Genomic DNA, 22,906 nt, shown 5'->3' with positions numbered 1-22,906 from the left:
GTGGTGGGCGGTACAAGACTCGAACTTGTGACCCATGCCTTGTAAGGGCATTGCTCTACCAACTGAGCTAACCGCCCGTTCAGGTGGTGCGTATTCTAACGATAAGATTACAAGGGTCAATCATTTTTTCACGCAGATTCAAAAAATTTATGCTTGCGTTTCAGATACTTGATGAAAAATTGTTCGTTCTCTTCAGCTTTTGATTGGCCCACACCTATGCTCGCCACTGGCAAACCCAGCTTGTATACTCCGCCCTTTATATAACTATGAGGCACCCACCATGTCGGGTCGTTGGATTTTTTTACTCACCCTGTTGTTAACAGCCGGCGCAGCGTTTGCTGCGATTGATGTCCACGAATTTGATAATGATGTAGAGCGCCAGCGCTACCAAAGTTTTATTGACGAGATGCGCTGCCCCAAATGCCAGAACCAGAATCTGTCCGGGTCTGATTCGCCGATCGCGGAAGACTTGCGGCGCGAACTTTACGCGATGATTCAGGACGGCCGTTCCGACAAAGAGATCGTGGATTTCATGGTGGAGCGTTATGGCGATTACATTCTCTATCGTCCGCGTTTAACGCCTGCCACGGTGATGTTATGGGTGGGGCCGGGGGTATTGTTTCTGGCGGGAATTATCATCCTGATTATGATTGTCCGCCAGCGTCGCCGGGATGCCTTGGTAAAAGGTCCGACCGCCCTGGACACAGAAGAACAATCTCGCCTGGCCGCTTTGCTGCGCGAGTCCGGGTCACGTCGCAGTGAAAACAATAACGATACAGCTTCTGATGATTCAGAACTTTCAAATAAGGAATCCCGCTCATGATGCCAATGTGGTCCGCCATGGCGGCACTCTCTCTGCTCGCTGCCGCCTTTATCCTCTGGCCGTTGTGGCGACATCGTAAACAGCTACAGGCGAATAACGAGGTGGACAATGCAACGGCTCGCCTGGAGGAAAATATTGCCCTGTTTCGTGAGCACATGCGTGACCTGGACAATGCATTGGCTGAAGGACGCATTGATGCTGACCAGCACGCGCAATTGAAGCTGGAACAGGAGCGCACCCTGCTGGACGATGAGGCGAGTGTTCGCATCGCCAGGAGTCAATTTACCTTGGGGTTTGGTAACAAAAGCCTGGTGTTTATTGCGGTATTGACTATTGCGTGCGGCTTTCTGTTGTACCGCGAGTTGGGCAGTAGTGCGGATGTCCACATCCAACATTTGCAGGCGGAGAAGTCTCGCCTGGATTATCAGGACCTGCTGCATAACCGTAACCCCGACCCAGCCCGCACCCAGGCATTTATCCGCGAATTGGAGGATCGGGTAGAGCAGGAGCCCGATAACCTCCAATACTGGTTCCTGTTGGCACGCAACGCCTTGGAGGTTGCTGATTACGCCAAAGCCGTGACTGCCTACCAACGAACTCTTGCGCTGGATCCCGGCGCCGCCATTGTGATGGCCGAGCTGGCGCAAGCCATGTTCCTGCGTGATAAAAATCAGATGAGTCCCGCCATTGCAGAATTGGCCCTTAAAGCCCTGCAAGCTGATGCCCGCAATACCACAGCCTTAGGTTTGGCCGGCATCAACGCCTTTCAACAGAAGGATTTCCGCACAGCGGCGCGTTACTGGCAGCAGGCCGTCGATATCATGGGGCCGGATGCGCCGGGTGCTCGTGCATTACAAGGTGGGGTGGCGCGAGCGCAACAGGAGGCGGCTAATCAACCCGTCGGCAGTGAACCCGCAGCGGCCGGGAAATCCATTAACCTGAGAGTCAGGCTTGCCGAAGGAGTCGACGCGCCGGGCGATCAGTTGGTTTACGTTTATGCGAGAGCCTGGCAGGGATCGCGTATGCCGCTGGCGATTACCCGCATCAATGTGGCTGATTTGCCGGCAACAATTATCCTGGATGAAACTATGGCCATGTCAACAATGGCCTCGCTGGCGCAGGCAGATCAAGTGGAAGTGGTGGCAAGAATCTCGGAAGACGGCACCGCGACCGCAAAGCCGGGCGACTGGCAGGTCAGTGTGGGGCCATTGGATATGAATGCCTTGCCGGAGACCACCGAGCTGGTGATCGCTGAAAAATTAACCGAATAACAAGGCCGAATTGCAACAGTTCCCATATCCCGGACATGCCCATTGAGAATCTTTTGTGCATGTCCGGGCGAAAATCCCCGGAAAAACGCAGTTTGTCTGTGAAACAACGTCAAAGGCGGGGTGTAAAGCACAGTGCAAGTGTGTAGAATTCTGGCCTTTATGCGGTTGTTGGACTGATCCTTTAGACTGCTCAAAAAACATAACGAAATCAAACAGCTAGCGTCTTGCCTTCACATCCCGGCGAGGTGCTATTCCGGTTTCGTCACGTTTGGCTGTTAGCGCCATTTTTTTAAGCAAATTTGATTACAAGAGCGACACGGAAATATGCGGCTAAAGTGCATCAAGCTGGCAGGCTTTAAATCCTTCGTTGATCCAACGACGGTCAACTTTCCCAGCAATCTTTGCGCGGTGGTAGGCCCTAACGGTTGTGGCAAGTCCAACATTATTGACGCCGTGCGTTGGGTAATGGGTGAATCGTCTGCGAAGAACCTGCGCGGCGAAAACATGACCGACGTTATCTTTAACGGTTCCAGCGGCCGCAAGCCCATTGGCCAGGCATCCATTGAACTGGTGTTTGATAACAGCGATGGAACCCTGCTTGGCGAGTACGCCAGCTTCACTGAAATTTCTGTTAAACGTAAAGTCACCCGCGATGGGCAAAACCTTTACTACCTCAATGGCGCAAAATGCCGCCGCCGCGACATCACCGATATCTTCCTGGGCACCGGCCTTGGGCCACGCAGCTACGCGATCATTGAGCAAGGCATGATCTCCCGTCTGATTGAAGCCAAACCGGAAGATTTGCGGGTATACATCGAAGAGGCGGCCGGCATCTCCAAATACAAGGAGCGTCGTCGCGATACGGAAAACCGGATCCGCCGGACCATGGAAAACCTCGAGCGTTTGACGGATATCCGCGATGAACTGGAGCGGCAGTTATCCCGCTTGCAACGCCAGGCGCAGGCCGCTGAGAAATACACCGAATACAAGAAAGAGGAGCGCTTGCTGAAAGCCCAGGTGCAGGCACTGAAATACCAGCAACTGGATCAGCAGGCCAAGGCCAAACAGGAAACCATTCGCGACCTGGAATTGCGCATGGAGTCCTTCATCACCAATCAGGTGAACAAAGATACCCAGATCGAAAAATACCGCACGCAATACACCGAGCTGGGCGACAAATTCAATGAAGTCCAGGGCCGTTATTATGCCATTGGTGCCGACATTGCGCGGCTGGAACAAAGCATTCAACACGCCCAGGAGCGCTCCCGCCAACTGCAAACCGACCTGGACCAGACCAACCGTGACTGTAAAGAAGCGGAAGAAAACCTGCTGATCGATGCGCAAAAGGCGGAAGCCTGGGAAGCTGAACTGCTGGAACTGGAACCGGAACTGGAGCTGGTCAAGGCGGCGGAGGAGAGCTCCGGTGACGTGCTCCTGGCATCGGAAGAAGCCATGCAACGCTGGCAGAATGAGTGGGACACGTTTAACCAGCGCGCCGCCGAGCCACGCCAGAAAGCGGAAGTGCAGCAATCCCGCATTCAACACCTGGAGCAGGTGCAACAGCGTTTGCTGCAGCGCATCGAAAAGCTTAAAGACGAAAAAGCCAATCTGGTTGACGGTTCTGAGGATGATGAAATCGGTCAGCTTACAGAGCAACTGGCCGAACTGGATCTGGCAGCCGATGAAAAACGCAGCCGTGTCGACACCCTGACCGAGCAGTTGGACCAGCAGCGCAACGACAACAACCGCTTCACCAACGAGTTGGATCAGGTCCGCAGCAAGCTGCAAAGCATGCGCGGCCGCCACGCGTCCCTGGAAGCGCTGCAACAGGCCGCACTGGGCGAGAAAAACAAAGCCGTTACCCAGTGGCTCGACACTCAGCAACTGCTGGACAAACCGCGCCTGGCGGAATCAATTAATGTGAGCGAGGGTTGGGACAAGGCGCTTGAAACGGTCCTGGGCAACACCTTGCAGGCGGTCTGCGTCGAGAGCCTTGATGCAGTCAAAGATGTGTTGGGCAGCCTGACCCAAGGCGAACTGGTGTTGTTTGATACCCGCGCCAAGGTGAATGTCAGTGGTGCGGAAAAGGGCAGCTTGCTGAGCGCCAAGGTCACTGCGCCCTGGGATGTCGCCGGTCTGCTGGATGGCATCTATGCGGCGAACGACCTCGCCACTGCCTTGCAATTGCGCGCGCAATTGTCTGCCCATGAATCTGTCATCACCAAAGACGGTATCTGGCTCGGCCCGCACTGGCTGCGGGTCGCGCGGGATTCCGACGCCAGTTCCGGTGTTATCGCCCGTCGCCAGGAGTTGGAAGAATTAAGCGCGGCCATTGCCGAGGCGGAAGAGCAGGTCGAGAACCTTAGCCTGCAATTGGAGCAAGGGCGCGAGTCGCTCAAACACATTGAACAACAGCGCGAAACCTTGCGCCGCGAAGCGGATGAGCAGGGCCGTCGGTATGGTGAATTGCGCTCGCAGTTAAGCGCCAAACAAGTGCGCCTGGAACAGATCAACATGCGCCGTGAGCGCGCCGAGGCGGAAATTCGCGAAGCGCGCGAGCAGATGGAGCAGGAAGCCGAGCATTTATCCGAAGCGCGCATGATCCTCAGCGAAGCCATCGAGATGATGGAGCAGGACACCGACCAGCGCGAAAAATTATTGCAAGAGCGCGACAATATTCGCACCGGCCTGGATCAGGCACGGCAGCGGGCCCGTCACGACAAAGACAAGGCCCATGAATTGGCGATGCGCTTCCAGTCCGTCAAGACCCAGCTCGACAGTATCCGTCTGGGTATCGGTCGCCTGCGTGAACAGACGGCGCGTTTACAGGAACGCCGCGAACAGCTCACCTTATCGCTGAGCGATAACCGCGATCCTATTGAGGAATTCAAACTCGAACTGGAGGCTTGCCTCTCCAAGCGCTTGTCCGTGGAAGCTTCGTTGACTGAAGCGCGGCGCGAACTGGAAACGGTTGAACATGAGTTGCGTAATGCTGAGCAGGCGCGCAACCGGGCCGAGCAGGAAGTGCAAGCTGTTCGCTCGCACCTGGAACAGGAGCGTCTCGCCGCACAAATGTTTGAAGTCCAGCGTGCGGGTATCGCCCAGCAGTTGGAAGAGGATGATCTGGATCTCAATCAATTGTTGGCGGAAATGCCTGAAGGCTCCGAGATCAAACCGCTGGAAGAAGAACTGGAAAATGTCGCTGGCCGCATCAATCGCCTGGGGCCCATCAACCTTGCGGCGATCGACGAATACAAGACTGAGTCAGAGCGCAAAAATTATCTCGATGCGCAGAACGCGGATTTGATGGAAGCGCTCGAAACCCTGGAAAATGCGATCAAACGTATTGATCGCGAAACGCGCACCCGCTTCAAGGAAACCTTTGATCAGGTCAACAAAAGTTTGCAGGAACTGTTTCCCAAAGTGTTCGGCGGCGGCCATGCCTACCTGGAACTTACCGGAGAGGATTTACTCGATACCGGTATTGCGATCATGGCGCGTCCACCAGGCAAACGTAATAGCACCATCCACTTGCTGTCCGGTGGTGAAAAGGCACTCACCGCGATTGCCCTGGTATTCTCCATCTTCCGTCTTAACCCTGCACCTTTCTGTATGTTGGACGAAGTGGATGCACCGCTGGATGACGCCAATGTGGGTCGCTATGCACGCATGGTTGAGGAGATGTCTGAACACGTGCAGTTTATTTACATCACGCACAACAAGATTGCGATGGAGATGGCCCACCAGCTAATGGGTGTCACCATGCATGAACCCGGCGTTTCGCGTCTGGTGACGGTGGACGTTGACGAGGCAGCAGAATTGGCGGCGGTATAACAGCGCCGCTATGCCCCGATAACCAGTTGCGATTTTATTGAATGAATCTTATCAGCGGATAACATCATGCAAGAATGGGTAACCGTCATTATTGTGCTTCTCATCCTCGCGATTTTGCTGGATGGGGTGCGCCGCATGCGCATCAATCAGCGGGATAAAATCCGGATGTCCCGCTCCATTCATAAACAGGGTGGTGGCGCTGAGGCAACAAAAGAATATACCAGCGAATTACCTAACGGCGGCGCCCGTGTGGTGGGTTATCGCGAAGTGCCCCAAGGCAGCACGGTTCGTCCGCCGCGCAAACCGGCCATTACACCCAACAACGCCCGTGAACCGCGCCGTGCTCCGGAGCAAACTCGCTTGAATCTTGATGAATCAGTGCCGTTGTTGATGGAGTCGGTGTCTGACGATGTGTTGATGCGCGATCAGAAAGACGAGCAAGAAGCACTCGCACACACCCGGCCCCAACAGGCGCGGATGAGCGCTCAACAGCGGATCGAACCCACGTTTTCTGCGCTTGATGACGATGAGCCTTACACCAGCTCTTCCCGCACCGTGAGCGCTGCATCCTCTCAAGATGAAGAAGATGATGTGCGCTTCGACCGGGCTGACGACTATCGCGAAACAGATTATCCCGACGAAGATGACTATGCCGACGAACCTTATTCCGACGAAGATGAAGTAGAAGACGATTACGCCGATGGTTATGACGGCGAAGAGTACGATGATGACGACGATTATGAGGATGACGAAGACTACGAGGATGAACGTTACGACGAACCGGAAGAACCACCGGTTGCCAGCGCCGATCAACCACCCAAAGAACCGGAAGAAGTCCTGATCATCAATGTGATGTCGATGAAAGGTGAGTTCTTTAACGGCGCGGCCTTGCTGGACATCATCCTCAAATGCGGCATGCGTTACGGCGATATGAATATTTTCCATCGCTACAGTGATAAACAGGGCGAGGGCGCTTTGCTGTTCAGCATGGCGAATATGGTAAAACCCGGCACCTTTGACCTGGATGCCATGGATAACTTTGAAACGCCCGGCGTCAGCTTGTTTATGACCTTGCCAATCAAAGCCGATAGCATGGCGTCGTTTGATTTAATGGTGGATACCGCACGCGCTATTGCGGAAACCCTCGGTGGCGAACTGAAAGACGAGCAGCGCAGTGTAATGACCCGACAAACCATCGAACATTGTCGCCAACGCATTCGCGATTATGAATTGAAAAAGCTGTCGCGTGGCCGTCACTAAGCCGGCAGTTTTTTTACAGCACAAGGACGTGCGAGAAACTTTTTGTACAGCCTCTCGGAAGCGCACTACCCATGTCGACACCCGCTCCCCATATTGTCGCTGAAGCCGAGCAATTGCGCGCAGAGATTCACGACCACAATTACCGTTACTACGCCCTCGACGAACCACAAGTGCCCGATGCGGAATATGACCGCCTGATGCTGCGCTTGCGGGAAATCGAAAGCCAATACCCGCAATTGATTACGCCGGATTCTCCCACCCAGCGGGTCGGCGTTGCGCCGCTCAGCGCATTTGCCACTGTGCAGCATGAAATGCCCATGCTCTCGCTCGATAATGCGTTCAGTGATGAAGAATTGTTGCAATTCAATCGCCGGATTCAGGAGCGTCTGAAACACACCGATCACATAGAATTTGCCTGCGAAGTGAAGCTGGACGGCATCGCTGTCAGCCTCCTGTATCGCGACGGTATTCTGGTGCGCGGTGCGACCCGTGGCGATGGTGCACGCGGCGAAGACATCACACAAAATGTGCGCACCATTGATTCCATTCCGCTGCGGTTGCGCGGTACGGGCTTTCCTGCCGTGCTGGAAGTACGTGGCGAAATTTACATGCCCAAATCCGGCTTCGAAAAAATGAATGACCAGGCGCGGGCCAAAGGTGAAAAATTATTTGTTAATCCGCGCAATGCCGCCGCCGGCAGCCTGCGCCAGTTAGATCCGCGCATTACCGCTTCACGTCCGCTGGAGATGTGCGCGTACAGTGTTGGTCTGGTTGACGGTGTTCCGGCGGAGCGCCCTTGGCCAACGCGCCACAGCGATATTCTGTATGCCTTGCGCGATTGGGGCTTCCTGATCAATCGCGAGATGGTGGTGGCAAAAGACATTGATGAATGCATTGCCTATTACCGCAAAATCCAGGAAAAACGTATGTCCCTGGCTTACGACATCGACGGCATCGTCTTTAAAGTGAACCAGCGCGAATTGCAGGAAAAACTTGGCTTTATCTCCCGCGCACCACGCTGGGCAATTGCCTATAAATTTCCTGCGCAGGAAGAAATGACGCAACTGCTCGATGTGGAATTCCAGGTAGGGCGCACCGGGGCAGTGACACCTGTGGCCCGCTTGCAGCCGGTGTTTGTCGGCGGTGTTACGGTATCCAATGCGACCCTCCATAACCGTGATGAAATCCAGCGACTGGGCATAAAGATTGGTGATACGGTCATCGTGCGCCGCGCTGGTGATGTGATTCCGCAAATTGTCGGCATCGTCGATACCAAACGCCCCGATAATGTGCGCGACGTGATCTTTCCCGATCACTGCCCGGTGTGCGGCTCGCCGGTTGAAACGGTGCCGGGCGAAGCCGTGGCGCGTTGCGACGGCGGTTTAATTTGTCCGGCGCAGCGCAAAGAAGCCATCAAACATTTTGCTTCGCGCAAAGCCATGGATATTGAAGGCCTGGGCGATAAACTGGTTGAACAACTGGTAGATCAAGGGCACATTAACGCCGTTGCCGATTTGTACCAGCTGACGCGCGAACAGCTTGCCGGCCTTGAGCGTATGGGTGAAAAGTCGGCCGATAACTTATTAAGCGCGTTGGAAAAAAGTAAACAAACCACGCTGGAAAAATTTATCTATGCGTTGGGTATTCGTGAGGTTGGTGAAGCGACAGCGCGCAATCTCGCGTTACATTTTGGTAATTATGCCGCCTTGGCAAATGCCAGCGAAGAAGCCCTGCAAGAAGTGGCGGATGTCGGCCCGGTGGTGGCCCATTTTGTGGCGGAATTTTTCCAGCAGCCGCACAATCGCGATGCGGTTACCGCATTAAAGGCGGCGGGGGTTACCTGGGAAGATCGCGATCAGCCAGTGAATACCGCTGATTTACCGCTGAAAGGTTTAACCTACGTATTGACCGGTACCCTGGAAACGATGAGTCGCGATGATGCAAAGGCACACCTGTTGGCCTTGGGAGCCAAGGTTGCGGGCAGCGTATCGGCAAAAACTGATTACGTGGTGGCAGGCCCTGGCGCCGGCTCCAAGCTGCAAAAAGCTGAGGAATTGAATATCCCGGTACTGGATGAAGCGGGCTTACTCGCCCTATTACAACAACATCAACGGGCGGTCTGATGCATCTCAAAAAAATCCTGATCGCGTTACTGATTGTCAGTGGTTTTGTGCTGGGCGGTTGCGCCAATGTGCCGCCGGCAAAACCTAACAATATCTGCGATATTTTTGATGATAAACCCGACTGGTACAAATATGCGCGCAAATCGGAAAAACGCTGGGGCTCCACGATTCCAGTGATGATGGCCATCATGTACCAGGAATCACAGTTTGTGCACAATGCGCGCACCAAGCGCACTAAAATTCTGTGGGTCATTCCGGGGCCGCGCAAAAGCAGCGCCTTCGGCTACGCGCAGGTCAAAAACGAAACCTGGTACGAATATCAGAAAAGTAGCGGCAATACCTGGTCGCGTCGCGACCGTTATCAGGATGCGATTGATTTTATCGGCTGGTACAACGCGCAAAGCCAAAAGCGCAGCAACATTCGTTTAAACGATGCGTACAATCTTTATCTGGCCTATCACGAAGGCCACGGTGGATTTAATCGCGGGACCTACAAGAAAAAAACCTGGTTGCGCAACACCGCTCAGCAAGTCGCCAATCGTGCCGCCCTGTACTCGCGTCAGTTGCCCCTGTGTGAGGAGCGTTTGAAAAGCCCCTGGTGGTGGCCGTTTTAACGTTGTTATATAGATGTAGAGATGTTGGTTGATAGCACTTCATTGGAGCTTCTATGGATCAAGAGTCAATTGTGTACGGTTGTATCAAAGACGGTTCGCCATTGTTGGGTAATGCCGAGCGCATTCGCATTAATCGCGAGGCCATGCTGTCCTTGCCGCACGCGGATGAGTGGCCGTTTTTATCCCAGGAGATGTTTTCCATTCCGCAGATCGAAATGCCGACCAGCAGTTATCAAACGGAAGTTATGCACTTCGGGGCTTCCTACAAAGCAGTAGAATATGAATGGGATCAGTGGATCGCACAATTTGAATCACTGTTGAGCAAGATGTATTGGGTGTCTGCCACCGTACATCTGGAAACAGAATTGTCCGGCACCCATACCTTTACCTGGGAATCCCAGAGCAGTTATCACAAACCCGGGTCTGGTGATATGCGGGTGCGCTGTGAGTGGAGCCACGAAGGCTCGCTCAGTTTTTAATTGAAGAGTTTTAAATATTTAGGTGGAACGCATCATGACTGAAAAAAATCGGTTCGCGCCCGAATTTCGTTTTCGTCGTTTGCGCCAGTCTGCTGCCGTGCGGCAACTGGTGCGCGAAACCCAATTGACGATGACCGACTTCATCCTGCCGATCTTTGTGGAGGAGGGGATTACAGAACCGGTTGCTATCTCCAGCATGCCCGGCGTGGTGCGTTATCCCGAAACGCAATTGCCCGCAGTTATCCAACGCGCCTGGAGCAAAGGTATTCGCGCGGTTATTTTATTTGGGGTATCCACCCATAAAGACGAAGCGGGCACGGATACCTGGAACGACGCAGGATTAATGGCGCGTATGATTCGCGCGGCAAAAGCAGCGCAGCCGGAGATGTTGATCATCAGTGACAATTGCTTTTGCGAATACACCACCCATGGTCATTGTGGTGTGGTTCATGACTGCGGTCAGCACCAGGATGTCAATAACGATGAGACCCTGGTGAATTTACAAAAGCAAGCAGTCACCGCAGCGCGCGCCGGGGTCGATATGATTGCGCCGTCCGGCATGCAGGACGGTATGATTGCCGCCATTCGCCAAGGCCTGGATGAAGCCGGTTTTCAACACATACCCGTTATGTCTTACTCCACCAAGTTTGCTTCTGCTTTTTACGGGCCGTTCCGCGATGCTGTCGACAGCACCTTTAAAGGCACCCGCAGCACTTATCAGATGGACCCGGCCAACGGGCGTGAAGCACTGGCGGAATCTCTGCAAGATGAGCTGGAAGGGGCCGATATTTTGATGGTTAAACCTGGCATCGCCTATCTGGACGTGTTGGCGAATATTCGTGCACATTCATCGCGGCCGCTCGCGGTTTACCACGTCAGTGGCGAATACGCGATGATCAAAGCCGGCGCAGCAGCAGGCGTGATTGATGAAAAAGCCATCGTGCTGGAAACCATGATTGCCTTTAAGCGGGCCGGAGCGGATTTAATTATTACCTATTACGCCGAGCAGATGGCTGAGTGGATTGATTGATATGCCGAGTAAGTTAACAACGATATTACAGGGCAATAAATTATTGTTTGTCGTGTTTGGGTTGAGTGTGTTGATGTTGATCGTGGGTGCAATGCTGATTGCGCGTACTTCGGATATCTCACCGGAGCCTGCACCTACACCAGCCAACCAGGATGATGATCTGTCGCTGATTCAATCTCTCGACGACACCGAGGATATCATCAACAACGCCAGCAGAAATGGTGTGAATCCGTTGCCGGACGACACGCGTCTGGTGCGCGGCAGTGAAGCCTGGTGTGAATCCATGATGGCCAAAGCGGATACCGACTGGAATGATGCCGACACCCGCCTGTTTGCCCAAAAATGTCTGAACGACTAAACCGCCTTCATGTTTTTTAACGAACAGCGTCCGCATTTTTTTAATCCCCTGACCGGTAAATACCGCGAGGTGGTGGCGGAATGCTTGCGCTTGCTGTATCAACGCCTGTACACCGACTTGCGCGATTACGGCCACGCGATGAATCGTGAACAACTGGTCGATATTTTTAAGGAAGCCATAGCGCGCACCCCGGTTCTGGATGAGCAAGACGATCACAGTGAAACCGAAGGCCGTTTCAAAACCCACCGTGAATTAGCCAGTTTTATCATCAACCGTTTACTGGAAAACGGTTGGCTGGAAAAACAGGTTGATGAAGCCAGTTTGCAAAGTACCTATGGTTTCAGTCGTATGGGCCGTGTGTTCACTCAACCCTTCGCCGACAGCGACAGCAATCACTTCCGTACCCGCAACCGCAATACCCGTAATACGCGCAACAGTTTGCAGGCATTTTACGACCAGGGCGAAGTGCATGATTTGCTGGACGCCTATGAATATTCCGAGCGTATTATCAGCGATTTCACCGACGTGATCTCGGAGCTGGAAGAGCGCAAGCGTCAGTTGGTACGCGAAGTTGAAGCGCGTCAGTTAGTGCAGCAGGCCAGCGACGAATTTTTTGATTTTATGGATAAGGTGTTCAAGCCTGACCTGGAAGTGCGCTTGTCGGCAGACAGTGTGGAAAAATATCGCGATCAGATTGCCGATATCATCAAAGGTATTCGACGCAAACGAAAGTACGGACAAGGCGATCCGGAAATGGCGGCAAAAGATTGGCGCGCCGTTATGGAAATCCGCTTGCGGAAATTATTGCCGCAACGGGCAGTGCCCCATGTGTCGCTGTTGGATACGTTACTACAAACCATCGAATCGCGATTGCGCAACGCCTGCGAAGTGATGTTGCCAGCCTTGCGGCGTGCGTTAAATACATTTACCCAACGCGCGGATATTATTATTCGTCAACTGAGTTATATTCACGCCCAAGGCAGCGACAATATTGTCGATGTGTGCCGGCAATTGTCGCAGCTCACTGAAGAACAACAGAACGCCATATTTGAACAATACCATGCCGACCTGAACGGCATGCAACTGGCCTTTATCGACCCCGGCCAAATTCAGTTACGTACGCCCTGGCAAAAAACGGTAGTACGCAGCAGCGTAGATCAGGACAAAGCCCTGGACCCGGTCGCGCAAAAAGAAATATTTATCCAGCAGGCATTAGACCGCGCATTTATCGTGCAGGGCAGTGCCGTGCGTGATTATATTCACAGCGCCCTGGCACAAACCGGCCGTGTGAACAGTCGCCAATTATCCGCATCGAGCATGCCGGAACTGTTGAACCTGGCCCATGCCATCGAAGTGGGTGCCATCAATAATTTATCATCCGAACTGCGCTTTGAAGTCACCCAATCAGCGGATTGGCTGGTGAGCACGCCACGCATTGAACAGGATGATTATTTTGTCCGGCGCGATGAATTTGTCATCGCGCTTATTGAGAATAACCATGGCAAGTTTGATTGAAACCCTTGAGCAGCAACTCGCGACGCACAATCTGAATCTCGACGACTGGCGCGCGCTTTTGCAGCGACTGCTGGATTACGGCGTGCTGTGCCGTGACGACAGCCAGGTTGAAGCGGATTTTTACGATCAGTTCGTGCGCGTGCAGGAACTGGTTGATCAATATTTATCGCTGATAGGCATACGTTTTCAACACGATCCACATTTTCGATTCGTGCGTTTAATCCCTCCCGGTGCGCGAGTGCCGGGCCTGGAAGACGAAAGTGATGAACCTTCCGGCGGCGGTTTTCGCCAACGCTTGAGCCAACACGAGATCGCGCTCATTCTGGTGTTACGTGCTGAGTATGATAAAGTCTTGCGCGAAGGTTTGATTGATGAGCAGGGGTGCGCGGCCTTGTCGTTAGAAGCGGTGGCCCTGGCGATGAAAAATTTGTTGCGCCGGGCGCTGCCGGAGAATGTGGGTGAGCGGCGGCAGGTGTTTAAGCGGTTGCGGCAGTTGCGGTTGATTCATTATGTGCAGGAGGCGGATCTGGATCAGTCGGAGAGTTGGATTAAGGTGCGGCCGTTGGTGGTGAATCTGGTAACGAATGAGTGGTTGGAGAAGGTTCGGCGGGATGTTGGTGGGTTGGTGCCGCAGGATGATGATGGTAAAGAGGTAGAGATTGTTGGGGAAATTAAAAGCGAAAAGCATTCTATATTTTAATTGAGTGCGTGGTGGGGGATCGGGTGAAGGTGTGTCAGACACGCCGTGAACCCATCCATGGGGGCTCAACAGCGGCGTCCTGCCGCTGATGGTCTGCCACACCTTCACCCGATCCCCTATTGAGAGTTTTTCTTTCTATCTAACTTTTTAAAAACAGAAGAGCTAACTCTTTAAATGCTGACGTTGGCACAATATGAGTTTGGTATCAGGGTACTAAGTTCGAAACCCTCAAGTCATGGATGACTTGAGGGAGCTACATGGATGTATTCATGCGTTTTCGAACTTAGTACCCTGATACCAAACGTACTACGAAGCACAAAACCCGCAATATATTCTTATCATCAATTGGCGGAAGTCATTTATGTATCTGAAAAAATTTATCTACGTCAATTGGGGCAATGTGCCGAACACCGAATTTGAATTCGGGCCGATTAATTTATTTTCCGGCGGTAACGGATCGGGCAAGACCACCGCGGCAGATGCGGTGCAGACGATCATGACGGCTGCGCACGATAATCTATTTCATTTTAATCCGGGGCAAGACGAATCCAGTCAGCGAGGGCGGGGCGGTAAGCAGGTGCGGACGCTGGCGTCTTATGTATTGGGTTGTGATGATGGTGCTTATGCGCGCCCTTATGGGTGTGACGGTTATCTGGCCGCTGTGTTTTATCCGACCCAGGGGGAGGCGAGCGAGCCGTTTACGGCGCTGATGGGGATGCGCGCGGTGATTGAGGGCGCGGGTCAGCAGCGGGTGGCGCGGCTTGAGGAAACGCAGTTTTTTGTCTTGCCGGATGTGATCCTGAATCTGGCCGATTTGCTCAAAGAAGACAAAAGCGGGCGTTATGTGGTGCCGCTGGATCGTGTATATGCCGGCTTGCGTCGGCAGTTTGGTAGTGATCAGGTTGAAAAGTACGATAAGAAGAAAGCCTATCTGTGTCGGTTGTATGGCATCTTGCGCGGCAGTAAAAAGGATGCGGTGTCCGAGCGGGAGGCGATGAATGCAGCGCGGGCGTTTTCGCGGTTCATGGCGTATAAGCCGATCAAGGGTATTGATGAATTTGTGGCGACCGAGGTGCTGGAGTATCGCGATCTGGGTGAAGCGATTCGCAATGTGTCGGCGATGCTCAAGCGGATTCATACCATGGAATCCGACGCGCGTCAGTTGCGTGAGGCGATTACACGGATGGCGAATGGTCGCGATACCGCAGACAGTTTTATTGCGAATTGGCTGGAGCAGCAGGTTGTGCATTACAGCCTTGCGCGGCGGCGTTATAACGACAGCCAGGCGCGTTATCTGAAAGAGAAACAGCAACAGCAAGGTTTGCGTGAGCAGTTGGCTGGCAATGAGCAGGCGCTGTTGTTGTGCGAACAGCGTCGCGAGGAGCTGAACCAACAGATTCTTGATGTCAACGCGCGCCGGTTGGGTGTGCCGGCGCTACGCGATAAAGACCAATTAACAGCGGATAAGAAACAACTGGAGCAGCAGATTCATCAGGGTGTGCCTGAACTGCTCAAGCAGGATCAACAACTGCAATTTAATCATCAGGCGGCGCAACAGATTATCCATGCCCTGCGGCAAACGTCCATCAGCCTGGTTATCCCTGCATTGGCTGACAAGCCGCTACAAAAGCTCACCAAACAATTAAGCGATGACGAATTGCATATTGACTTCCACCAGTTGTTAAACCGCGACTGGATTGATATCACCCCGCTGGAAGATAAGCTGGACGCCGCATTGCAACAGCAATTGCTGCACAACCAGTTGGTGTCGCACTGGTTTGGTGAGGCAGATGCACAGCGCGATAATCTGCGTGATCAACTGGCGCAAGAGCGCGACAAACGTCAGCAACTGGCGGAGCGTTTGCAGAAACAGGTAGATGCCAAACAGCGTGATATTCATAGCCTGGAATCCAACCAGGTGACTTACCCAAACTTTGTGCGTGCGGCCCTGGAGCTTTTGCATCACCAGTGTCCCGAGGCGGATGCCCGGGTGTTATGCGATTACGTGGAAGTCATGGACCGCGAATGGCAATCCGCTATTGAAGGTTATATCGGCGCCGCGCGGTTCGGCATTATTGTTACGCCGGAGTGTGAAGCCGAAGCGATCAGGCTGGTGCGCAATATGCCGGGGCAGGGGAAAAGCGCGCGGGTTATCCAGGGTGATAAAGCGCGGCGCGATATGGAGAAATTATCCAGTTTACCGAGCAATTCCATCGTGCAGGTAATGAGTTTTACCCACGCTACTGCGGAATATTATTTAAAAGCAAGTTACGGCAATGTCGAACGTGTCGCCGATGCCCAGGCACTGCGCAACACGCGCCGGGGTTTGACGAAAGATGCCATGGGGTCGGGCAATTACGCGATGTTCCGCTGCGATATCCCCGACAGTGAACTGGTTTTTGGTCAGGACGCCCGTGAGCGTGCCCTGGAAGAAAAACGCCGTGAACTGGAGCAGTTAACCCGCGAGTGGCAGGAAGCTACTGACCATGCGAATGAAATTCAACAACTCCTGCGCGCCGTAGATAAGCTGAAACCTGTGAGCTATGCCGATGTGCTGCAAACCATGTTAGTGGCGCAGAGACGGGTGCAGGCTATTGATGAGAAATTGCAACAGCTGGACCTCAGCGATTTTGCTGCCCTGGATGAGGAACTGGCAAAACTGCGCGAATCGGATAAAGCCCTTGCGCAGGATCTCAAGCAACTCACTGAAGCGCGCGTCGACTGCAAGGCAAAACTTCATAATGTGGATGACCGCTGCCGCGCGTTGGATGCCGAGCAAGACAAAACGCTGGATATTGTGGATCGCGCTGAAGAGAATCTGCGCAGTGTGGCGGCGCTCTGGCCAGACTTCGATCCGGAACAACGGCTAAGCTTGGCAGACCAGGATTGCGCGCAGCATGAAGTGGCTTATTTTGAGCAGCAATTGCAAACGACAACAGCGGAATTGAAAAGCCATCTGCACCGTTTGCAGCAGGCTGTCTTGCAGCACAACCAGTTTTGTAAAACCGCTGACAGCCTGATGTTTAACCTGGATTTCAGCGATGATCTGGGGCAGAAAAATTTCCGCGAAGTCTGCGAGATCCGCCGGCATTTCGACAAACTCTATAATCGCGATAAAAACCATATCCTCGCCCAGCGTCATGCGGAACTGGAGTCGTTACGCCACAGCTTCAACAATGCCTTTGTCACCAACCTGTGCCATTCGATTTATCAGGCAATCAACGACGGCAAAAAAATCCTTGATGATTTGAATAAGGAACTGGAGCACCACCGCTTTGGTGCGGATCGCGAACGTTTCCGTTTTGATTACGATTGGGTGCCGGAATTCAAGGAATATTGGCAGTTCTTTAAAGCAGTGATCGACAATCCCAGTCTGGGGGATGGCGAGACCTTGTTCGAGATGAAGCTTGAGCCAAAACATCAACAAGTGCGCGAGCGTTTGATGACGATGTTGCTCGATGAAGACGAACAAAAAGCCCTGCGCGAGCTGACGCGCATTGCGGATTACCGCAATTATCGTCGCTATGAAATCTATAAGGAACCGGAAGGTAAACAACCCATTGCGTTAAGCCAATACGGCACCGGTTCCGGCGGCCAGCTGGAAACACCGGCCTATATTATTCGCAGCGCGGCAATTACTTCCGCGTTCCGTTTCAATGAAGGTAACAGTCACCTGCGCATGGTGTTGGTGGACGAAGCCTTCTCCAAGATGGACGAGCACCGTTCCCGCGAAGTTATAAACTACCTCACAGAAAGCCTCGGGCTGCAGTTGTTATTTATCATGCCCAGCAGTAAATCCGGTCCGTTTATGGATTTAATCTCCAACCAATTTGTATTCAGCAAATGCCCAACGGCTGAAAGCGTAGGCGAATTAAAAAGCCGCGTGGTGCTGGATCGCCAACAATGTGCGCCGGAGAAAATTAAAAAGCTGATGGAGAACCACCGCCGTACTATTCGCCAACAAGCGGCGCTGGATTTTATGCAAGAAGTGGAGGCTGATTGATGCACCCACCGGTTTGGTTTCAGGATAGTGCGGCCAAACCAATCGTGGAGGTGCTGCGCTGGTTTATTGTGCAACTGAATAACATCGAACCGGAACAGCGCCGCCGTCCGTTAACGCGGAAATTAACTGCCAGAACCTTACCCGCATTATTTGATTTCGGCCGCGCGGACGACATTAATTTTCTTAAGGAAACACTTCAGGAACTTGCCGAATCGCCTTACAGCATCTGGACGCTGTCGCCAGCACGTGGGTCTGATGGCGAAATAACCTTAACGTTCCATTACGCTGCCGAGCCGATCCTGCGTGAATGGCTGAGCATGCCGCGCGTTGATCCGGCGCAGCAAGCATGGTTAGCGGCACTTGAAACATGGCCGACGCCAGCGGAACTGGATAGCGACGCCTTACGCTCATCCAGTTATCCCGGCATTTATCCGCCGAATGATTTACTGACTGCGCTTACGCGACTTGTTGCGCTGGTGCAGCAAAACGATAACGAAAAAATCACCTGGCGCCGCCTGAGTGCTCATTGTTTTTGGGGCGATTCAAAATACCTGGATTCCATTACGCGGCAACAATGGTTATTGAATGTGTGTCCACAACTTCAAACACACATTGAAAGCCGGACCTTATTGCTCAACGTATTTTTAGTAGACGCGCCCCAGGCAATCTTACTGATCGAAAACCAGGATACTTTTTGTTGGTTGATGAAACTCAGTAAGGAGGTTGACGCATTACGTCATTTACATCTGGTCTATAGCCAGGGTTTTATGGGTAGTGCGCAGCGCAGTCGCGACGCGAGGGCAGTGCAATTTATGTATCAGGGAAGTGCAGCGAACGCGCAAGCATTTCACGCGCAATGGCTACAAGATACCGAGCTGGAACTGCCGATATTTTTCTGGGGCGATCTTGATTATGCCGGTATGTCTATCATCAAATCCTTGAGGCAGGTGTTTCCAGGCTTAACGGCATGGAAGCCGGGATATCAGCCCATGCTCGCGGCCTTGCGCGAAGGCGCAGGTCACACACCGGAACAGGCGGGCAAGACCGCTCAATTGCTGCCTGAAGCCACCGGCTGCGAATACACCGACCAATGGCTCTTGCCCGCCTTAATCGAAACGGGCCGTTTTATTGATCAGGAGTGGATCACTCGGCGGATGTTGGCGTGCCAGGGCTGATGCGTGGAAATACTCGGGTCAATTTACGCTGTAAAGTGGCCTGGTCAATGGGCTTGGCAATATAATCATCCACGCCTTCCTCAATGGCGGCGCGGATTTGTTTGGCTTCGGTGATGGCGGTGACCAGCATAAAGCAGGTGTCCTGATAACGCTCGGCGGCGCGCATCGCGTTGTGAACATCCAGGCCATTTTTCAGAGGCATGTGCCAGTCACAAAGCACCAGGTCATAGATAGGATTGGCGCCAAACAACATGCTGACAGCTTTCAAGCCATCTTTGGCAAGGTCGACATGTTTGATGCCCATGCCGTGCAGCAGGGTAATGATCAATTCGCTGCTGGCTGCGTCATCTTCGGCGAGTAATACGCGAATTTTTTCGGGCGGCAATACCTGGCGGCGCTGCGGAACGCTGAGCTTGGCTGCATCGCCCGCCTCGCCGGCTTTCTCCGGTGGTGTCAGCTTGCGTAACGCGCTGTCGAGCTGCGCCAGGGTCTCCTGGTTGTGCGCCTTGCTGCTGGCGAATTCCGGATTATTCAGATTTTTTTCCAGCCAATCCCGGCGGTGGCTGAGGGTTTTTATCACAACCTGTAACTCGGTTTTGGTAAACATACTGCACCTTGTCTGCGCGCCAATTTTTAGTCCAATATAGACCACTCTGCCGTGTTTGGCAGGGTGACACCCGCATTATTCTGACGATTCCAGGAGTTGTTGTGACCCAGTTTGATCATCTTATCGCCCGCCTCGAACAATTGATTGATCGCGTGGAGACTGTGCTGCCCGCCGCGCCGCCTCAGCCCGACTGGAGCGCGAGTGCGTTTCGCTGGCGTCAGCCGGCCAGTGGTGCAGGCTATCTGCAGGCCGTTAAAAATCCGCATCGGGTTGCCTTGGCGTCGCTGCAAAATGTAGATCGGCAGAAAGAGGCGATCCTGCGCAATACGGCCCAGTTTGTTGCCGGCCATGAAGCGAACAATGTGTTGCTCACGGGCGCGCGGGGTACAGGCAAGTCCACCTTGATCAAGGCCTGTTGGAATCACTTTGCTGAACAGGGGCTCAAGCTTATAGAGGTCGATAAAATCGACTTGCTGCATTTGCCCGATATTGTCGATCTGATTGGCGAGCGCCCGGAACGTTTTATTATTTTTTGTGATGACCTTTCCTTTGAAGAGGGGGAGATCACCTATAAAGCATTAAAATCTGTATTGGATGGATCTATTTCCGCGCCCACGCCGAATATCCTGTTCTATGCCACGTCCAATCGCCGTCATTTGTTGCCGCAGAAGATGCGCGAGAATCTGGATGTGAGCTATGAAGATGGCGAGGTCCGGCCCAATGACAGCACCGAAGAAAAAGTATCCTTGTCAGAGCGCTTCGGTTTGTGGCTCAGTTTCTATCCTTTCTCGCAGGACGAATACCTGGTAACAGCGCGTTATTGGGTGGCGTATCTGGGCGGGCAATGGACCGACGCTACCGAACCGGAAGCCTTGCGCTGGTACATGACGCGCAGTGCTCGCAGTGGCCGCGTCGCCTGGCAGTTTGCAAAAGATTATGTAGGGCGACAGTTTAATCAATAGCGATCAACCAGTAGCAGGATAACCGAGTGACAGAATTACTTTTTTCACGGACACCGAATTTACATCTTACGGATGAGCAAACCCTGCGCGCGCAACTGCGCGATTATTTCATAACGACGTTTGAGCGTTACGAATCCTTATTTGAGACGCTGGCCTCTGATGAGGCTTTCTACACTAAAGCGATTAGCCTGCGTCACCCGTTAATTTTTTACTACGGTCACACCGCAACGTTTTTTGTTAACAAGCTGTTGCTCACACGTTTGATCGATGAGCGTCTTGACGCCCGGCTCGAATCTATCTTCGCCGTTGGCGTCGATGAGATGAGTTGGGATGATCTGGACGGGGCGCACTATGAGTGGCCGAGCGTTGCCGAGGTGAAAGCCTATCGGGATCGCGTGCGCGCGCTGGTGGTGGATTTGATCGACAATGCGCCGTTGACATTACCGGTTGATTGGCACAATCCCTGGTGGGCCATCATCATGGGGATTGAACATGAGCGGATTCACCTGGAAACCTCTTCCGTGCTGATTCGTCAGCACAAGTTGTCCTGCGTTAAATCCCATCCCTTATGGCCGGTCTGCACAACATCCGGAAGCGCACCGCATAACAAGCTGGTTGACGTGCCTGCGGGCGAGGTGTTGCTGAACAAAGATAAAAGCGACCCGTATTACGGGTGGGATAATGAGTACGGCGTGCATCGGGCTGATGTGGCCGCCTTCCAGGCCAGCCGCTTTTTGGTCAGCAATCAGGAGTTTCTGGCGTTTGTAGAGGCAGAGGGTTATCGCACGGCAGAGTACTGGGAAGAGGAGGGTCTAGCGTGGCGGGAATTCAGCCAGGCGACGCATCCGACCTTTTGGCTGCAACGCGAACAGGGTTGGTATTTGCGGGTAATGACCGAAGAAATTTCCATGCCGTGGGATTGGCCGGTGGAAGTGAATTATCACGAAGCCAAAGCGTTTTGTAACTGGAAGAAAAAAACTACCGGCGCAGCCGTACGTTTGCCGACGGAAGACGAGTGGTATCGGCTTTATGATGTCAGCGGTGTAAAAGCCGTTGGCGCTGAGCCGGTATTTGCCAATTTACATCTGGATCACTTCGCCTCGTCCTGTCCGGTGAATCAATTTGCTCACGGCAATTTTTTTGATGTGATCGGCAATGTCTGGCAATGGACCGAAACGCCGATCTATCCGTTGGAAGGTTTCGATGTCCATCCCATCTACGACGACTTCACCACACCCACATTTGATGAACGCCACAACCTGATTAAAGGCGGCTCCTGGATTTCCTGCGGCAATGAAAGCCTGCGCAGCTCGCGCTATGCGTTTCGTCGTCATTTTTTCCAGCACGCTGGTTTTCGGTATGTCGTTGGCGAGGAGATTGGCACAGTGCCTGGTTCCCATTATGAAACGGATAAACTGTTATCCGAATACGCCGAATTTCACTACGGCGATGAATATTTTTCGGTGCCGAATTTTTCCAAGGCGCTGGTTGACCTGGGTATGGCCGCCATGATCGACAAGCCGCGTCGGAAAGCGCTGGATCTCGGTTGCGCGTCCGGTCGCGCGACCTTTGAATTGGCTCGTTATTTTGAAGCAGTGACCGGCGTGGATTTTTCGGCGCGTTTTATTGGTCAAGGCGTGCAATTGGTTAACGAAGGCGTTCTGCGTTACACCCTGACCGATGAAGGGGAACTGGTGTCCTATAAGTCGCGCAGTCTGGCGGAATTGGACTTGCAGGATGTTGCCCCTAAAGTGGAATTTTTCCAGGGCGATGCCTGTAACCTGAAACCACAATTTACCGGTTATGATTTTATTCTCGCTGCCAATTTAATTGATCGCTTATACAACCCGGCGAAATTCCTGCGCAGCGTCCATGAGCGCTTGCAACTCGGTGGTGTGCTGATGCTGGCTTCTCCCTACACATGGCTGGAAGAACATACGCCGCGTGCGGATTGGGTCGGTGGTTTCAAAAAAGACGGCGAAAGTTTTACAACGCTGGAAGGCCTGACGCATTTACTCGGCGAACATTTTACCTTGATAACAGATCCGCAAGAGGTGCCGTTTGTGATACGTGAGACCAAGCGCAAGTTTCAGCATACCCTGTCGGAAGTGACCTTGTGGGAGCGGGTGAAATAAAGCCAGGAAAAAAAGCC

16 protein-coding genes and 1 tRNA gene are annotated in these 22,906 nt (G+C 53.1%); 15 read left to right on the top strand and 2 right to left on the bottom strand.

What is annotated here, in order from left to right; genetic code table 11:
* Position 1: 1 nt before the first annotated feature.
* Positions 2-77, bottom strand: a tRNA-Val gene (locus ACSV5M_RS19940).
* Positions 78-280: 203 nt separating this feature from the next.
* Here ACSV5M_RS19940 and ACSV5M_RS19935 point away from each other — a divergent pair.
* The 13 genes from ACSV5M_RS19935 (at position 281) to ACSV5M_RS19875 (ending at position 19,185) form a co-directional block, all read left to right on the top strand.
* A complete protein-coding gene (locus ACSV5M_RS19935) occupies positions 281-823 on the top strand; it encodes a cytochrome c-type biogenesis protein (protein ID WP_439178430.1) in 543 nt (180 codons plus the stop codon).
* Complete coding sequence (gene ccmI, locus ACSV5M_RS19930; protein WP_439178428.1) at positions 820-2,094, top strand: c-type cytochrome biogenesis protein CcmI; 1,275 nt, start codon at positions 820-822, stop codon at positions 2,092-2,094. Before ACSV5M_RS19935 ends, ccmI begins: the two co-directional genes overlap by 4 nt.
* A 324-nt stretch (positions 2,095-2,418) precedes the next feature.
* Positions 2,419-5,928 (top strand): chromosome segregation protein SMC, encoded by a 3,510-nt coding sequence (smc, locus tag ACSV5M_RS19925; RefSeq protein ID WP_439178426.1) that lies wholly within the window; start codon positions 2,419-2,421, stop codon positions 5,926-5,928.
* Between the two features lie 66 nt (positions 5,929-5,994).
* Positions 5,995-7,188 carry a cell division protein ZipA gene (gene zipA, locus ACSV5M_RS19920; RefSeq protein ID WP_439178424.1) on the top strand — a complete coding sequence of 398 codons (1,194 nt, stop codon included), beginning with the start codon at positions 5,995-5,997 and terminating at the stop codon, positions 7,186-7,188.
* Positions 7,189-7,259: 71 nt separating this feature from the next.
* Positions 7,260-9,311 (top strand): NAD-dependent DNA ligase LigA, encoded by a 2,052-nt coding sequence (gene ligA, locus ACSV5M_RS19915; RefSeq protein WP_439178423.1) that lies wholly within the window; start codon positions 7,260-7,262, stop codon positions 9,309-9,311.
* Positions 9,311-9,925: a transglycosylase SLT domain-containing protein gene (locus ACSV5M_RS19910; RefSeq protein WP_439178420.1), complete on the top strand. Its 615-nt coding sequence runs from the start codon at positions 9,311-9,313 to the stop codon at positions 9,923-9,925. The genes ligA and ACSV5M_RS19910 overlap by 1 nt, the downstream gene beginning before the upstream one ends.
* 53 nt (positions 9,926-9,978) lie before the next feature.
* Entirely contained in the window at positions 9,979-10,404 is a 426-nt protein-coding gene (locus ACSV5M_RS19905; protein ID WP_439178418.1) for a hypothetical protein, read from the top strand.
* 34 nt (positions 10,405-10,438) lie between these two features.
* A complete protein-coding gene (hemB, locus tag ACSV5M_RS19900) occupies positions 10,439-11,434 on the top strand; it encodes a porphobilinogen synthase (RefSeq protein WP_439178417.1) in 996 nt (331 codons plus the stop codon).
* 1 nt (position 11,435) lies between these two features.
* Positions 11,436-11,792 carry a DUF3012 domain-containing protein gene (locus tag ACSV5M_RS19895; protein ID WP_439178415.1) on the top strand — a complete coding sequence of 119 codons (357 nt, stop codon included), beginning with the start codon at positions 11,436-11,438 and terminating at the stop codon, positions 11,790-11,792.
* Between the two features lie 9 nt (positions 11,793-11,801).
* Positions 11,802-13,307 carry a Wadjet anti-phage system protein JetA family protein gene (locus tag ACSV5M_RS19890; protein WP_439178413.1) on the top strand — a complete coding sequence of 502 codons (1,506 nt, stop codon included), beginning with the start codon at positions 11,802-11,804 and terminating at the stop codon, positions 13,305-13,307.
* A complete protein-coding gene (locus ACSV5M_RS19885) occupies positions 13,291-14,007 on the top strand; it encodes a DUF4194 domain-containing protein (protein WP_439178412.1) in 717 nt (238 codons plus the stop codon). The genes ACSV5M_RS19890 and ACSV5M_RS19885 overlap by 17 nt, the downstream gene beginning before the upstream one ends.
* A 361-nt stretch (positions 14,008-14,368) precedes the next feature.
* Positions 14,369-18,010: an ATP-binding protein gene (locus ACSV5M_RS19880; protein ID WP_439178410.1), complete on the top strand. Its 3,642-nt coding sequence runs from the start codon at positions 14,369-14,371 to the stop codon at positions 18,008-18,010.
* Positions 18,010-19,185: a Wadjet anti-phage system protein JetD domain-containing protein gene (locus ACSV5M_RS19875; RefSeq protein WP_439178408.1), complete on the top strand. Its 1,176-nt coding sequence runs from the start codon at positions 18,010-18,012 to the stop codon at positions 19,183-19,185. The genes ACSV5M_RS19880 and ACSV5M_RS19875 overlap by 1 nt, the downstream gene beginning before the upstream one ends.
* Here ACSV5M_RS19875 and ACSV5M_RS19870 read toward each other — a convergent pair.
* The gene (locus ACSV5M_RS19870) at positions 19,154-19,792 is read right to left on the bottom strand and encodes a response regulator (RefSeq protein ID WP_439178406.1); all 639 of its coding nucleotides are present in this window, start codon (positions 19,790-19,792) and stop codon (positions 19,154-19,156) included. The genes ACSV5M_RS19875 and ACSV5M_RS19870 overlap by 32 nt on opposite strands.
* Before the next feature lie 101 nt (positions 19,793-19,893).
* Between ACSV5M_RS19870 and ACSV5M_RS19865 the strand changes: the two genes are divergently transcribed.
* Both ACSV5M_RS19865 and ovoA read left to right on the top strand, forming a co-directional pair.
* Positions 19,894-20,754, top strand: coding sequence for an ATP-binding protein (locus ACSV5M_RS19865; protein WP_439178404.1), 861 nt, complete (start codon positions 19,894-19,896; stop codon positions 20,752-20,754).
* Positions 20,755-20,780: 26 nt separating this feature from the next.
* A complete protein-coding gene (gene ovoA, locus ACSV5M_RS19860) occupies positions 20,781-22,889 on the top strand; it encodes a 5-histidylcysteine sulfoxide synthase (RefSeq protein WP_439178403.1) in 2,109 nt (702 codons plus the stop codon).
* Positions 22,890-22,906 lie beyond the last annotated feature (17 nt).

This window comes from Cellvibrio sp. ARAG 10.3 (genome assembly GCF_051846955.1).
Taxonomy (GTDB): Bacteria; Pseudomonadota; Gammaproteobacteria; order Pseudomonadales; family Cellvibrionaceae; genus Cellvibrio.
The sequence above is the reverse complement of the archived record's forward strand: the minus strand, read 5'-3'. Positions and strand labels throughout refer to the sequence as shown.

Excerpts from the sequence above, each read along its gene's own strand:
- ACSV5M_RS19895 (WP_439178415.1), top strand. The coding sequence starts at position 11,436 with ATGCCGAGTAAGTTAACAACGATATTACAGGGCAATAAATTATTGTTT.
- ccmI (WP_439178428.1), top strand. The coding sequence starts at position 820 with ATGATGCCAATGTGGTCCGCCATGGCGGCACTCTCTCTGCTCGCTGCC.
- ACSV5M_RS19870 (WP_439178406.1), bottom strand. The coding sequence starts at position 19,792 with ATGTTTACCAAAACCGAGTTACAGGTTGTGATAAAAACCCTCAGCCAC.
- ACSV5M_RS19910 (WP_439178420.1), top strand. The coding sequence starts at position 9,311 with ATGCATCTCAAAAAAATCCTGATCGCGTTACTGATTGTCAGTGGTTTT.
- ligA (WP_439178423.1), top strand. The coding sequence starts at position 7,260 with ATGTCGACACCCGCTCCCCATATTGTCGCTGAAGCCGAGCAATTGCGC.
- hemB (WP_439178417.1), top strand. The coding sequence starts at position 10,439 with ATGACTGAAAAAAATCGGTTCGCGCCCGAATTTCGTTTTCGTCGTTTG.
- ACSV5M_RS19935 (WP_439178430.1), top strand. The coding sequence starts at position 281 with ATGTCGGGTCGTTGGATTTTTTTACTCACCCTGTTGTTAACAGCCGGC.
- zipA (WP_439178424.1), top strand. The coding sequence starts at position 5,995 with ATGCAAGAATGGGTAACCGTCATTATTGTGCTTCTCATCCTCGCGATT.
- ACSV5M_RS19885 (WP_439178412.1), top strand. The coding sequence starts at position 13,291 with ATGGCAAGTTTGATTGAAACCCTTGAGCAGCAACTCGCGACGCACAAT.
- ACSV5M_RS19880 (WP_439178410.1), top strand. The coding sequence starts at position 14,369 with ATGTATCTGAAAAAATTTATCTACGTCAATTGGGGCAATGTGCCGAAC.
- smc (WP_439178426.1), top strand. The coding sequence starts at position 2,419 with ATGCGGCTAAAGTGCATCAAGCTGGCAGGCTTTAAATCCTTCGTTGAT.
- ACSV5M_RS19875 (WP_439178408.1), top strand. The coding sequence starts at position 18,010 with ATGCACCCACCGGTTTGGTTTCAGGATAGTGCGGCCAAACCAATCGTG.
- ACSV5M_RS19905 (WP_439178418.1), top strand. The coding sequence starts at position 9,979 with ATGGATCAAGAGTCAATTGTGTACGGTTGTATCAAAGACGGTTCGCCA.
- ACSV5M_RS19890 (WP_439178413.1), top strand. The coding sequence starts at position 11,802 with ATGTTTTTTAACGAACAGCGTCCGCATTTTTTTAATCCCCTGACCGGT.